This window comes from Enterobacter sp. ODB01 (assembly GCF_001623605.1).
GTDB classification, from domain to species: Bacteria; Pseudomonadota; Gammaproteobacteria; order Enterobacterales; family Enterobacteriaceae; genus Enterobacter; species Enterobacter kobei.
Window position 1 is genome coordinate 3731778 of sequence record NZ_CP015227.1, and the last position, 12650, is coordinate 3744427.

15 protein-coding genes are annotated in these 12650 nt (G+C 56.3%); 6 read left to right on the plus strand and 9 right to left on the minus strand.

Annotation, left to right across the window (positions count from 1 at the left end; translation table 11 throughout):
* Positions 1-40: 40 nt before the first annotated feature.
* Positions 41-571 carry a disulfide bond formation protein DsbB gene (dsbB, locus tag A4308_RS17675; protein ID WP_045281193.1) on the plus strand — a complete coding sequence of 177 codons (531 nt, stop codon included), beginning with the start codon at positions 41-43 and terminating at the stop codon, positions 569-571.
* A 99-nt stretch (positions 572-670) separates the two neighbouring features.
* Here dsbB and A4308_RS17680 read toward each other — a convergent pair whose 3' ends face one another.
* The 3 genes from A4308_RS17680 to A4308_RS17690 form a co-directional block, all read right to left on the minus strand.
* Positions 671-1111, minus strand: coding sequence for a YcgN family cysteine cluster protein (locus tag A4308_RS17680; protein ID WP_014884262.1), 441 nt, complete (start codon positions 1109-1111; stop codon positions 671-673).
* A gap of 93 nt (positions 1112-1204) precedes the next feature.
* On the minus strand, positions 1205-1864 hold the full coding sequence (locus A4308_RS17685) for a fumarylacetoacetate hydrolase family protein (RefSeq protein ID WP_045134178.1): 660 nt from the start codon (positions 1862-1864) through the stop codon (positions 1205-1207).
* Between the two features lie 46 nt (positions 1865-1910).
* Positions 1911-2186, minus strand: a complete 276-nt coding sequence (locus A4308_RS17690; protein WP_014884264.1) for a YcgL domain-containing protein — start codon at positions 2184-2186, stop codon at positions 1911-1913.
* Positions 2187-2309: 123 nt separating this feature from the next.
* Here A4308_RS17690 and minC point away from each other — a divergent pair, with 123 nt between their 5' ends.
* From minC to minE, 3 genes are read left to right on the plus strand one after another with little or no spacing between them, the layout of a single operon-like run.
* Positions 2310-3017, plus strand: a complete 708-nt coding sequence (gene minC, locus A4308_RS17695; protein ID WP_014884265.1) for a septum site-determining protein MinC — start codon at positions 2310-2312, stop codon at positions 3015-3017.
* A 23-nt stretch (positions 3018-3040) separates the two neighbouring features.
* On the plus strand, positions 3041-3853 hold the full coding sequence (gene minD / locus A4308_RS17700) for a septum site-determining protein MinD (RefSeq protein WP_014884266.1): 813 nt from the start codon (positions 3041-3043) through the stop codon (positions 3851-3853).
* Positions 3854-3856: 3 nt separating this feature from the next.
* On the plus strand, positions 3857-4126 hold the full coding sequence (minE, locus tag A4308_RS17705) for a cell division topological specificity factor MinE (protein ID WP_008500504.1): 270 nt from the start codon (positions 3857-3859) through the stop codon (positions 4124-4126).
* Positions 4127-4200: 74 nt separating this feature from the next.
* Here minE and rnd read toward each other — a convergent pair whose 3' ends face one another.
* The 5 genes from rnd to A4308_RS17730 form a co-directional block, all read right to left on the minus strand.
* A complete protein-coding gene (gene rnd, locus A4308_RS17710; protein WP_108444100.1) occupies positions 4201-5328 on the minus strand; it encodes a ribonuclease D in 1128 nt (375 codons plus the stop codon).
* A 71-nt stretch (positions 5329-5399) separates the two neighbouring features.
* Positions 5400-7085, minus strand: a complete 1686-nt coding sequence (fadD, locus tag A4308_RS17715; protein WP_014884268.1) for a long-chain-fatty-acid--CoA ligase FadD — start codon at positions 7083-7085, stop codon at positions 5400-5402.
* A 203-nt stretch (positions 7086-7288) separates the two neighbouring features.
* Positions 7289-7870, minus strand: a complete 582-nt coding sequence (locus A4308_RS17720) for a Slp family lipoprotein (protein ID WP_014884269.1) — start codon at positions 7868-7870, stop codon at positions 7289-7291.
* A gap of 37 nt (positions 7871-7907) precedes the next feature.
* Positions 7908-8603: a tRNA (adenosine(37)-N6)-threonylcarbamoyltransferase complex dimerization subunit type 1 TsaB gene (gene tsaB, locus A4308_RS17725; protein WP_014884270.1), complete on the minus strand. Its 696-nt coding sequence runs from the start codon at positions 8601-8603 to the stop codon at positions 7908-7910.
* A 66-nt stretch (positions 8604-8669) separates the two neighbouring features.
* Positions 8670-10580, minus strand: a complete 1911-nt coding sequence (locus A4308_RS17730) for an ATP-dependent DNA helicase (RefSeq protein WP_023330632.1) — start codon at positions 10578-10580, stop codon at positions 8670-8672.
* Positions 10581-10713: 133 nt separating this feature from the next.
* Here A4308_RS17730 and A4308_RS17735 point away from each other — a divergent pair, with 133 nt between their 5' ends.
* Positions 10714-11058, plus strand: a complete 345-nt coding sequence (locus A4308_RS17735; RefSeq protein WP_014884272.1) for a RidA family protein — start codon at positions 10714-10716, stop codon at positions 11056-11058.
* 6 nt (positions 11059-11064) lie between these two features.
* Here the strand turns inward: A4308_RS17735 and A4308_RS17740 are convergent, their stop codons facing one another.
* Complete coding sequence (locus tag A4308_RS17740) at positions 11065-11259, minus strand: YoaH family protein (protein WP_014884273.1); 195 nt, start codon at positions 11257-11259, stop codon at positions 11065-11067.
* Between the two features lie 61 nt (positions 11260-11320).
* Between A4308_RS17740 and pabB the strand changes: the two genes are divergently transcribed.
* On the plus strand, positions 11321-12649 hold the full coding sequence (gene pabB / locus A4308_RS17745; RefSeq protein ID WP_014884274.1) for an aminodeoxychorismate synthase component 1: 1329 nt from the start codon (positions 11321-11323) through the stop codon (positions 12647-12649).
* Position 12650: the final 1 nt, after the last annotated feature.

Sequence of the window (12650 nt, forward strand, 5' to 3'; positions counted from 1 at the left end):
TTTACACTGCGCTTTCTAAGCATGTTCCAGGGAAATGATTATGTTGAGATTTTTAAACCAGTGCTCTCGCGGTCGCGGAGCGTGGTTGTTGATGGCCCTGACCGCCTTTGCGCTGGAAATGGTCGCGCTGTGGTTCCAGCACGTGATGGGGCTGAAACCCTGCGTGCTCTGTATCTACGAGCGCTGCGCCCTGTTTGGCATTATGGGTGCGGGCCTGGTAGGCGCCATCGCCCCGAAATCGCCGTTGCGCTACGCGGGTATTGCAATCTGGCTGTACAGCGCCTGGAAAGGAATTGAACTCTCCTGGCAGCACACCATGATGCAGCTGCATCCGTCACCGTTTATGACCTGTGATTTTGCCGCCCGCTTCCCGAGCTGGCTGCCGCTGGATAAATGGCTGCCGCAGGTGTTTGTCGCATCCGGTGACTGCTCTGTCCGTCAGTGGGAATTCCTGACGCTGGAGATGCCACAGTGGCTGGTGGGGATTTTTGTCGCCTACTTCATCGTGGCGTTGCTGGTGCTGATTGCCCAGCCGTTCAAGACGAAGAAACGTGATTTGTTCGGAAGGTAAAAGCAAAACGGCAACGTCAGTTTTGTAGGTCGGGTAAGCGCAGCGCCACCCGACACAACAGCGCATAATAAAAAACCCGCCTCGGCGGATTTTTTATTATCACCGATTAGGGTGATTCATAATATGGTCTTCCCAGTCCCGCACCTCGGACTCTTTCACGGCGATGTGGCGCACCGAAATACGCTCGCCGTGCATCGCCGCTTTCGAACCGGTGAGCAACGGATGCCAGTCTGGTAACCCTTTCCCTTCCGCCAGCAGGCGATACGCGCAGGTATGGGGCAGCCATTCAAAGGTGGGCAGATTATCACGGGTTAACTTGATGCAGTCCGGCTCAAATTCGAACCGACGCTCATAGTTGCGGCACTGGCAGGTTTTAATGTTCAACTGCTTGCAGGCCACGTTGGTGAAGTAGATTTCGTCCGTATCTTCATCCATCAGCTTATGCAGGCAGCACTGCCCGCAGCCGTCGCACAATGATTCCCATTCCGCGTCAGTCATGTCGTCAAGAGTTTTGCTTTGCCAGAAAGGGATGTCGTTCATCAGGATGTCCACACGTCAAAAGAAAGCGCACCTTATAACGAGTCTGGCACGTTGTTGCAAGTTTTGCCGCCCTCTTCAGGCGGCAAGATGTGGTTACAGCACGCGGGTTTTCAGCGACAGGCCGTTAAAACCGACCTCCAGTTCATCGCCGCTGAGGAGCGGGCCAACCCCTTCAGGCGTACCGGTCAGGATCACATCTCCGGGTTTCAGGGTGAAGAAGCGGCTCATGTAGGCAATCAGCGGCACAATCTTATGGATCATGTCTGCCGTGCTGCCCTGCTGGCGGATGTCACCGTTCACCTTCAGGCTGAGCGGCGTGTCCTGTGGATCGGTGGTAAATTCACTGACCGGAATGAATCCCGAAATCGGACACGCGTTGTCAAAGCCTTTGGCTTTTTCCCACGGCTGCCCGGCCTTCTTCATTTTTCCCTGCACATCACGCAGCGTCAGATCCAGCGCGACGCCGTAGCCAGCAATCGCTTTCTGAACATGCTCTTCGGAGGCCTGGCGCAGCGTGGCGCCGATCAGCACCGCGAGCTCAACTTCGTGATGCACTGACCCCAGCCCCTGCGGCAACGCCAGCGGCTGGCGGATATCGCAAAGCGCCGTCTCTGGCTTAATAAACAGAACCGGCTCTTCTGGTGTTGCGCTGCCCATCTCCTGAATATGCTTTGCGTAGTTACTGCCCACGCAGACCACTTTGCTGACGGGATAATCCAGTAACGCACCTTGCCAGTTATGATGTTGATACATGCTCGACCCCTAATCGGTTGATGTGATGCGCCCGAAACAGCTGAGACTATTTTTTCCCGTTCGCCTCAAGGTGCTGTTTTAATAAATTCTCAGGCGGTGGTGGAAGCTGTAAATAATAGCCTTGCTCGGCTAATGCCGTTTTCACTTTATCCAGATCGGCATTGACCAGTTTCTTACGACCATCCAGCGGCAGCAGCATCGCCAGCTGGGGGCGGCCAAAGCTCTTCATTAATTCTTCAGGCACGCGTGAAAAATCGTCTTTCTTTTCGACATAAAGATAGGTCTGGTCACGGCTTGTACTTCTGTAGATCACACAAAACATGTTTTTACTCTGAATTAATGGGTGGTTGCTTGCCTCAATATACTCCTGACTATAACATGCCTGATACTCTTCGGAATATCGCAGCGAATGGTTGCGGTTAATAGCAAATTGAGTAAGGCCAGGATGTCAAACACGCCCATCGAGCTTAAAGGCAGTAGCTTCACCTTATCAGTGGTACATTTGCATGATGCAAAACCCGAGGTTATTCGTCAGGCGTTAGAAGACAAAATCGCGCAGGCTCCCGCTTTTCTGAAACACGCCCCTGTTGTTATCAACGTGAGTGGTCTTGAGGCTCCGGTTAACTGGAAACTTCTCCAGCAGGCCGTCTCCTCTACTGGCCTGCGAATTGTCGGCATCAGTGGCTGTAAAGATAGCGAGCTGAAAGCGGAAATCGACCGTGCCGGGCTGCCCCTTCTTAATGAAGGTAAAGAAAAAGCCCCGCGTGCAGCCTCTGCTGCCGTGCAGGCGCCCCCTCCTGTGGTGCAAAACGTTACTCCCGTCACAAAAACGCGAATGATTGACGTACCGGTTCGTTCCGGTCAGCGCATTTATGCACCAAACTGTGATCTGATTGTTACAAGCCACGTCAGTGCTGGCGCAGAGCTTATTGCAGATGGCAATATTCACGTTTACGGTATGATGCGTGGACGTGCGCTCGCAGGCGCAAGTGGCGATCGGGACGCGCAAATATTTTGTACTCACCTGACGGCGGAACTTGTGTCCATCGCAGGTGAATATTGGCTGAGCGACAAGATCCCAGCCGAATTTTATGGCAAAGCGGCTCGTCTGCGACTGGCAGACGACGCGTTGACCGTTCAACCGTTGAATTGATCCCTTTTTAACAAGGAATTTCTATGGCACGCATTATTGTTGTTACTTCGGGTAAAGGAGGCGTTGGCAAGACCACCTCCAGCGCGGCCATCGCTACTGGTTTGGCCCAGAAGGGAAAGAAAACCGTCGTTATCGACTTCGATATCGGCCTGCGTAACCTCGACCTGATCATGGGGTGTGAGCGTCGCGTCGTGTATGACTTCGTCAACGTCATTCAGGGCGATGCCACGCTGAACCAGGCGCTGATTAAAGACAAGCGCACCGAGAACCTCTACATCCTCCCGGCCTCTCAGACGCGTGACAAAGACGCCCTGACCCGTGAAGGTGTCGAAAAGGTACTCGAGGAACTGAGAAAAATGGAGTTCGACTTCGTTGTCTGTGACTCCCCTGCCGGCATCGAAACCGGTGCCCTGATGGCACTCTACTTTGCTGATGAAGCGATCATCACCACCAACCCTGAAGTCTCATCCGTGCGTGACTCCGACCGTATTCTCGGCATCCTCGCCTCCAAATCCCGTCGTGCGGAAAATGGCGAAGAGCCGATCAAAGAGCACCTGCTGCTGACCCGTTATAACCCGGGTCGCGTCAACAAGGGTGACATGCTGAGCATGGAAGACGTACTGGAGATCCTGCGCATTAAACTGGTGGGCGTCATCCCGGAAGACCAGTCCGTGCTGCGCGCCTCTAACCAGGGCGAGCCCGTGATCCTTGATACGACGGCAGATGCAGGTAAAGCGTATGCTGATACTGTTGACCGTCTGCTGGGAGAAGAACGTCCTTTCCGCTTCATTGAAGAAGAGAAGAAAGGTTTCCTCAAACGCCTGTTCGGAGGATAAGTTATGGCATTACTGGACTTTTTTCTCTCGCGGAAAAAGAACACCGCCAACATCGCAAAAGAACGTCTGCAAATCATCGTTGCGGAGCGTCGTCGTAGCGACGCCGAGCCTCATTACCTGCCGCAGCTGCGTAAGGACATCCTGGAAGTGATCTGTAAGTACGTACAGATTGACCCGGAGATGGTCACGGTGCAGCTGGAGCAAAAAGACGGGGATATTTCGATTCTGGAGCTGAACGTGACGCTTCCGGAAGCGGAAGAGTCGCGCCCGTAGGGTTGTGATTTTGTAGCCCCGGTAAGCGCAGCGCCACCGGGGGAATATGCCGGGTATATCGCCCGGCATATTTTTTACCTCGGATACCCTTCCAGCAGGGTATTCAGACGATCGGCCATCAATTCCCCACGCCAGCCCGCCATCAGTTCCGGCAGGCCATTCTGCGGTTTCAGCTTCCAGTGCCAGTTCAGCAGCTGGTTAATCTGACGACGCGATGCCAGCAGCTCAGCACTCAGCTTACTTTCAGTGGCGACGTTCTGCACCAGCGCTTTGATATCCTTAAACGCTTTGCGGTAACCCGGCATATCCACCAGATTCAACAGCGGTTCCGGCAGCGCATCTTCCGGCAACGCCTGCGCTTTTGCGACCAGCGCCAGCAGGGTTTTACCGTGGAAACGGATCTCACTGCCCGAAAGCCCAATGCTGTCCAGCTCCCCCAGGCTGCCCGGCATATAGCGCGCAACTGCCCAGAGATGTTCCTCGCGCACCACAAAGTTAACCGCCAGATCGCGCTCGCGCGCTTTGCGTAAACGCCAGTCCGCTAACAGCTGCAGGCACGCCAGCTGACGCGTACGCAGCTGCCAGGCGTTGCTGATATCACGCCAGGCGTCTTTCGGATCAACCACTTCCTGGCGACGCAGCTGCGTCATACGACACTCGTCCAGCGCGGCAGAGAGCCATCCGGAGGCCTCCGCCTCTTTCATCAGTTGTCCGGCAATCGGCAGAAGGTAAAACACGTCTGCCGCCGCATATTCCAGCTGACGTTCGGTAAGCGGGCGCGCCAGCCAGTCAGTACGGGATTCACTTTTGTCCAGCGTCAGGCCCGTATACTCCTCCACCATGGCGGCAAAGCCCCAGGAGAGCGGACGACCGCTAAAAGCCGCGAGGATCTGCGTATCGATCAGCGGCTGAGGCATGATGCCAAAGGTATTCAGAAAAACTTCCAGATCTTCACTGCCTGCGTGCAGGTATTTCGTTACTGCCGTATCCAGCAGCAGGTCACGCATCGGCGTCCAGTCGGTGATGCCGAGCGGATCGATCAGCGAGACGTGCTTGCCGTCATACATCTGAATCAAACCCAGCTGCGGATAGTACGTCCGGGTACGGACAAACTCGGTATCCAGAGCGATGGCAGGAAAGTCGCGCGTCACTTCGCACAGCGAAGCCAGCTCGTCGTTGGTCGTGATCATCTGGTAATTCAAATCGGATTCTCTTTTGTTTGCGCCCATAAAAAACGCCGGCTTAACCGGCGTCAGGGCGATTAACGTGAAGCTCAGGCCTTATTGTCTACTTTGGCACGGGCTTCGTCACGTAATTCTCGTCGTAATATCTTCCCGACGTTGGATTTCGGCAGCTCATCGCGGAATTCCACCAGCTTCGGCACTTTATAGCCCGTCAGCTGACGACGACAGAACGTTATCAGCGCTTCCTCGGTGAGTGAAGGATCTTTTTTGACCACAAATATCTTCACCGCTTCCCCGCTGCTGCCGGAAGGCACGCCCACCGCCGCAACTTCCAGCACGCCGCTGTGCTGCATGACCACGTCTTCGATTTCGTTCGGATAGACGTTGAAACCGGAGACCAGAATCATATCTTTTTTGCGATCGACGATGCGCAGGAAGCCTTCGTCATCCATCACCGCAATATCGCCGGTATGCAGCCAGCCGTCTTTAATGATTTCGTCTGTTGCATCCGGGCGTTGCCAGTAGCCCAGCATCACCTGCGGCCCTTTCACGCACAGCTCGCCCGGTTCGCCCGGCGCGACTTCGTTATCATTGTCATCGACCAGTTTGGCCTCCGTGGAGGGAACCGGCAGGCCAATGCTTCCGCTGTGGTAGTCAATGTCATGCGGGTTGACGCTGACCAGCGGTGCGCATTCCGTCAGGCCATAACCTTCCAGCAGATACTGCCCGGTGAGTTTCACCCAGCGCTCGGCGACCGCCTGCTGAACCGGCATACCGCCTCCCGCAGAGAGGTGCAACGTTGAGAAATCCAGCTGCTGGAATTCTTTATTGTTGAGCAGCGCGTTGAACAAGGTATTTACCCCGGTCATGGCGGTGAAGGGGTATTTTGCCAGCTCTTTCACCAGCCCCGGAATGTCTCGCGGGTTAGTGATCAGGACGTTTTGACCGCCCAGCTCGATAAACAGCAGGCAGTTCATGGTCAGCGCGAAAATGTGATACAGCGGTAGCGCCGTGATCACCAGTTCTTTGCCCGGATGCAGCAGCGGCCCGTAGGTGGCATTGACCTGTTCAAGGTTTGCCAGCATGTTGCGGTGGGTTAGCATCGCCCCTTTGGCCACGCCGGTTGTGCCACCGGTGTATTGCAGAAAAGCGAGGTCCTCAGAGACCACTTCCGGTTTAACGTATTGCATGCGATAGCCCGCATGCAGCGCGCGGCGGAAGGAGATGGCATCCGGCAGATGGTATTTTGGCACCAGGCGCTTGACGTATTTAACCACAAAGTTAACCAGCGTCCCTTTGGCGGTGGACAGCTGATCCCCCATGCGCGTCAGGATGACGTGTTTAACCTGGGTTTTGTCGACCACTTTTTCCAGGGTATGGGCAAAGTTAGAAACAATAACTATCGCCACCGCACCGCTGTCGTTGAGCTGGTGTTCCAGCTCGCGCGGGGTGTAAAGCGGGTTGACGTTGACGACAATCATCCCGGCACGCAGGATGCCGAACAGCGCCACCGGGTATTGCAGCAGGTTCGGCATCATCAGCGCGACGCGGTCTCCTTTTTGCAGCCCAAGCCCTTCCTGCAGATAGGCCGCAAACGCCCGGCTACGCTCCTCAAGCTTACGGAACGTCATTACCTCGCCCATATTCACAAATGCGGGCTGGTCTGCGTAACGCCTTACCGAGTGTTCAAATAATTCAACCAGGGATTGATAACGGTCAGGATTGATCTCGGCAGGAACATCTGCGGGATAACGGTTAAGCCAAACCTTTTTCAATGCATCACCTCTGAAATGAGTGTTCGTCGTCATCACAACCCCGATAATAAACAGTTTGTTAACATTATATTAACTCAGCGTACCAGTTTATTAATTGTTCAGATTTAAGGTTGCGAAGCGCGTCACTCTTTTTTTTCGTATTATCCGTAAAAAAACAGAGACAGCGGCTAAGCCGCTGTCTCTTTCCTAGCAATAACAGTAAGTTACTCAGTTACGATCGTCTGGACCTGCGCAGGACCGGGGTTATACCAGCCCCAACCCGGGTAACCATAACGATAAGGATGCGGACCCCACATCCACGGGTCAATCGGCTGAGGCGGCATGATCACCTGCTGTGCCAGACGCCAGCGTTTATACCCATTGACCTGCATGGTCATGAATTTATAAGGCGTATTGCCGATTTTACCCTGCACGGCGCCGGTTATCGGTCCGACGACGGTCACCAGTTGCCCACGGAAATCAACGGGATCGAGGAAACCACTGACATCCGCATAGATGCGTCCCCGGGAGGCCTCACCCAGTACAGGTCGCGCACCGCTGTCCAGCGGCACGGTAGCAATCTCCAGCCGGGTTTTCCCCTGCTGGTTCTGCACCTCGATCACTTTCCCGCCGAAGCGCGCTTCCTGGCCGACGTAAAGCTCAGGCGCATTCATCACCCGAACCAGATCCTGCTGGGGCGTCGGGCTACTGCCCTTGATCGCATCAGGGACGGATACGCATCCGCTCAGTGCTATGGCAACCGCGCCTGCCATAAAAAGGCGTACTACTTTAGTCTGAACCGCCATGATGCGACTCCTTTTTCTCAGTTCCTGTTACTGAGATTCACTCGCGGCCCGGAAGTTTCTTCCACGCGACGGTGTTTCGCAAATAAACCGGCTCCGCGTGTTCAACGGCAACGGTTTTTCCTGCTGCGAGCAGCTGAGTGGCAATCGGAAGCATGTCTTCCGCCGCTGGCAGCAGCATGTTGCCGTCCACCAGCGTCACGCCAGTGTCGTTCGCCATGTCTGGCCATGCCGGCCAGCCCGTCCCCACGGTCGCCCACTCGCCGGACAGTTGCTTAAGACGTTCAGTGACCGCGTCAGGTTTAAGTACCGCTTCCGTCTCTTCGCCGTGCCAGACGCCGTTCTCATCACGGGTATATTCCGCCCAGTAAACTTCCCCCATGCGGGCATCAATGGCGGCCAGCACGCGGGTGGCGCCCGTCATACGCCAGGCCCCTTGCGCCATCGTCGCAAGCGTAGAGACGCCGATCATCGGCAGGTCAGCGCCCAGCGCCAGTCCCTGAGCAATGCCAATGCCAATACGGACGCCCGTAAAGCTGCCGGGCCCGCGGCCAAAGGCCAGTGCATCAAGGTCGGTTAAGGCGGTGTTGCCCTGAGTTAAAATGTCTTTTACCAGGGGCAGAATACGTTGGGTGTGTTCCCGTGGGCACTCTTCGAAATGAGCAGAAACAGCACCATCACTCAGCAGAGCAACAGAGCAAGCCTCTGTTGCGGTATCAATAGCCAGAATTCGCATCAGTCGTCGCGCTCTCGCAAGGGTCAGTCACAAAATGGCGCGCATCTTAGCACACTCCGGGGCAAATTACTCCGCCGTTGGGTTTGCCAGAAAACGCACCGCGCGTTTTATATCCCGCGTCCGTGGCGCTGGAGGGAGGCTCGCAAGGAAGGTTGCGCCGTAAGGGCGCATGACCAGCCGGTTATCGCAGATAACCAGCACGCCGCGATCGGTCACGTCGCGGATTAAGCGCCCTACCCCTTGCTTGAGCGTGATGACCGCCTCAGGCAGCTGAACCTCGTCGAACGGATCGCCTCCGCGCAGGCGGCAGTCTTCCATCCGCGCTTTCAACAGCGGGTCATCCGGGGAGGTAAACGGCAGTTTGTCAATAATGACCAGCGAGAGCGTATCGCCACGCACATCCACCCCTTCCCAGAAGCTGCTGGTCGCCACCAGCAGGGCATTACCGGCGCTGACAAACTGCTGGAGCAGTTGTCCTTTGCTGGTTTCCCCCTGCAACAGCACTGGCAGGGTCATGGTGGCACGGAACTGCTCGGCGAGGTCACGCATCATGGCGTGCGACGTGCAAAGCATAAAGCAGCGCCCGTTGTTGGCCTCAATCATGGGCTTTAGCATCGCCGCCAGATGACGCGCGGCGCCCGGCTGGTTTGGCAGCGGTAAATTGCGCGGGACGCAGAGCAGCGCCTGCTTTTCATAATCAAACGGGCTTGGCAGCAGCAGCGACTCCGCCTGCTCAATGCCGAGGCGCTCGGTAAAGTGGTGCAGATCGTCATTCACCGACAGGGTTGCCGAGGTAAAGATCCAGCTTCCCGGTTTCTGCGCCATCACCTCTTTAAATTTATCGGCCACGGTCAGCGGCGTAAGCGCCAGGGTGAAGTGGCGCGAGGTGCATTCATACCAGTAGCTGTACCCTGGCTGGTTGATTTCTTTCAGCCGTTTCAACCGTCCGCGGTACAACGTGGCGCGTTCGAAGGCGGCATCCAGCAGTGCGGAGCGACCAAGCGACAGCTTCGCGACGTCATAACAGAGTTCAAGGGCATCATCGAGCAGCAGCAGCGCGCGCTGGATGTTTTTGTCCGCCAGCAGCTCGCGCAGGTTACCGCGATAGCCGGGTTCACCAAGCTGTAGACGGAAATCCTGCGCGCTTTGCGCCAGGCGGTCGGCACACTTCTGCAGCTGCTGGGTATCTTTGAGTTCGGTCCGGTAGGCGATGGTGAAATCTTTCGCCAGGTCCTGCAGCTGGCGGCTGGAGAGCGACTGGCCAAAATACTGGCTGGCGATATCCGGAAGCTGGTGGGCTTCATCGAAGATCATGACATCCGCTTCAGGGATCAGCTCACCGAAGCCGCTGTCCTTAACCACCATATCTGCGAGGAACAGATGGTGGTTGACCACCACCACATCGGCATCCATTGCCGTTTTACGCGCTTTCACCACAAAGCAGTCTTTATACAGCGGACAGTCGCTGCCGAGGCAGTTGTCGTTGGTGCTGGTCACCAGTGGCCAGGCAGGAGAGTCTTCCGGCACGCTCGCACAGGTGCTGATATCCCCCTCTTCCGTCTGGTTGGCCCAGGCGCGAAGGATAATCACGTCGCTCAGGGTCTGAACCGGCAGATCGCCGCCCGCCAGCGCCTGCTGTTCAAGGCGCTCCAGGCAAAGGTAGTTAGAACGGCCTTTCAGCAGCGCCAGTCGGCCCTTGTATTTCAGCGCTTTCGCCACGGTGGGCAAATCGCGGCTGTAGAGCTGATCCTGCAGCGCTTTTGAACCGGTGGAGATAATGACCTTCTTTTTCGCCCGCAGCGCCGGAGCGAGATACGCGTAGGTTTTCCCCGTGCCGGTACCGGCCTCGACCACCAGCGGCTGCGCCTTGTCGATAGCGTGCGCTACGGCATGCGCCATCTGCCGCTGAGGTTCACGCGGTTTGAAGCCGGGAATCGCTTGTGCTAACTGACCTTCAGGGGAAAAATCGTCTGCCACGGTGCTCTCTCACTGTATTTTTGCACAGGGATTATGTCAGTCCCGCCTCTCCAGTGCCACCCCAAATAGTGACGACGCCGGCACAATATGGCAGTCTTGCCGCCTGATGACGAAAAATAACGAGGAAACGTTTATGACGATTAAGCGCATTGATGCCGAAGCCCGCTGGTCTGATGTGGTGATCCACAACCAGACGCTCTACTACACTGGCGTACCGGCTAACCTGGACGCGGATGCCTTCGAGCAAACGGCCAACACGCTGGCGCAAATTGATGCCGTGCTGGAAAAACAGGGCAGCGATAAATCCCGCATTCTAGATGCGACCATTTTTCTGGCCAATAAAGATGATTTCGCGGCGATGAACAAAGCCTGGGATGCATGGGTAGTGGCGGGTCACGCGCCTGTACGCTGCACCGTACAGGCCACGCTGATGAAACCGGAGTATAAGGTCGAAATTAAGATTATCGCGGCGGTTTAAGCCCGATCACTCCTCTTGATCTTCTGGATCATCATCTTCGAATCGCGCCACAATCCGCTCGCCGGAATGACTGGCGCGAATCTCCTGAGCGACGACGGTAATCGCCTGTCCGCTGCTCATTCCCTGGGACATCAGTTCCTGAATTCGCTCAACCGCTTTCTGCTGCTGTTCATGGCTCAGAGAAGGTAAACCTGCAAACATCGTCAACTCCTGCTAAATTATTCGCGCTAATTATTTCACGCTGCCCGGTAGTATGCCACACATGAACATGCGCTTCCCCACTGTATTGACGTTGCCCTGGCGTGCTGACGCCGCGGAGTTCTGGTTTGCCCGCATAAGCCACCTTCCCTTTGCCATGCTGCTGCATTCTGGCCATGCGGATCACCCCTACAGCCGCTTTGATATTCTGGTTGCCGACCCGCTTAAAACGCTGACAACCGATGACCTGGCGCCGACGGATGATCCCCTGATGCAGCTTCAGCAAGCGCTCAACGCGTTGGGCTTATCCGCCACCCCAGACCCGGATCTCCCTTTTCAGGGTGGCGCGCTTGGTCTGTTTGGCTACGATTTGGGTCGCCGTTTCGAAACGCTGCCCGAGCATGCGCAGGCTGATATTTCCCTGCCAGACATGGCCGTGGGGCTGTATGACTGGGCGTTAATTGTCGATCACCAGAAAAAAACGGTTTCTCTGCTGAGCCATAGTGACGTGCAGGCGCGACTGGCCTGGCTTGAAGCGCAACAGCCCGCCCCGGCCCAGACGTTCAGGCTGACCTCCGGCTGGCGCTCGAATATGAGCGAGACGGAATACGCTGAAAAATTCGCGCGCGTTCAGGCGTATCTGCAAAGCGGCGACTGTTATCAGGTGAACCTTGCCCAGCGTTTCCAGGCGACTTATCACGGAGATGAGTGGCAGGCGTTTTCCCGTCTTAATGCCAGCAACAAGGCGCCGTTCAGCGCATTCGTACGTCTGCCTCAGGGCGCTATCCTCAGCCTGTCGCCAGAGCGCTTTATTCATCTGGCCGAAGGGGTCATTCAAACCCGCCCGATTAAAGGCACACTACCGCGTCTGGCGGACCCCAACGCCGATCGCCAGCAGGCGGAGAAACTCGCCGCATCGCCGAAAGATCGCGCCGAGAACCTGATGATCGTCGACCTGATGCGTAACGATATTGGCCGCGTCGCCGAACCCGGCAGCGTGCGCGTGCCGGAGCTGTTTGTCGTCGAGCCTTTCCCGGCGGTACATCATCTGGTCAGCACCATTACCGCGCGCCTGCCCGCCACGCGCACCGCCTGCGATCTGCTTCGCGCCGCGTTTCCGGGCGGCTCCATCACCGGAGCCCCCAAAATTCGCGCGATGGCGATCATCGACGAACTGGAACCGCACCGCCGCAACGCCTGGTGCGGCAGTATCGGCTATATCAGCCTGTGCGGCACTATGGATACCAGCATCACCATTCGTACCCTGACGGCCTGCGACGGCAATCTGTACTGCTCTGCAGGCGGTGGCATTGTGGCGGATAGCCAGGTCGAGGCGGAATATCAGGAAACCTTTGATAAAGTTAACCGTATCCTGAAACAACTGGAGAACTAAC

Excerpts from the sequence above, each read along its gene's own strand:
- dsbB (WP_045281193.1), top strand. The coding sequence starts at position 41 with ATGTTGAGATTTTTAAACCAGTGCTCTCGCGGTCGCGGAGCGTGGTTG.
- A4308_RS17680 (WP_014884262.1), bottom strand. The coding sequence starts at position 1,111 with ATGAACGACATCCCTTTCTGGCAAAGCAAAACTCTTGACGACATGACT.
- A4308_RS17685 (WP_045134178.1), bottom strand. The coding sequence starts at position 1,864 with ATGTATCAACATCATAACTGGCAAGGTGCGTTACTGGATTATCCCGTC.
- A4308_RS17690 (WP_014884264.1), bottom strand. The coding sequence starts at position 2,186 with ATGTTTTGTGTGATCTACAGAAGTACAAGCCGTGACCAGACCTATCTT.
- minC (WP_014884265.1), top strand. The coding sequence starts at position 2,310 with ATGTCAAACACGCCCATCGAGCTTAAAGGCAGTAGCTTCACCTTATCA.
- minD (WP_014884266.1), top strand. The coding sequence starts at position 3,041 with ATGGCACGCATTATTGTTGTTACTTCGGGTAAAGGAGGCGTTGGCAAG.
- minE (WP_008500504.1), top strand. The coding sequence starts at position 3,857 with ATGGCATTACTGGACTTTTTTCTCTCGCGGAAAAAGAACACCGCCAAC.
- A4308_RS17720 (WP_014884269.1), bottom strand. The coding sequence starts at position 7,870 with ATGGCGGTTCAGACTAAAGTAGTACGCCTTTTTATGGCAGGCGCGGTT.
- tsaB (WP_014884270.1), bottom strand. The coding sequence starts at position 8,603 with ATGCGAATTCTGGCTATTGATACCGCAACAGAGGCTTGCTCTGTTGCT.
- A4308_RS17735 (WP_014884272.1), top strand. The coding sequence starts at position 10,714 with ATGACGATTAAGCGCATTGATGCCGAAGCCCGCTGGTCTGATGTGGTG.
- A4308_RS17740 (WP_014884273.1), bottom strand. The coding sequence starts at position 11,259 with ATGTTTGCAGGTTTACCTTCTCTGAGCCATGAACAGCAGCAGAAAGCG.
- pabB (WP_014884274.1), top strand. The coding sequence starts at position 11,321 with ATGAACATGCGCTTCCCCACTGTATTGACGTTGCCCTGGCGTGCTGAC.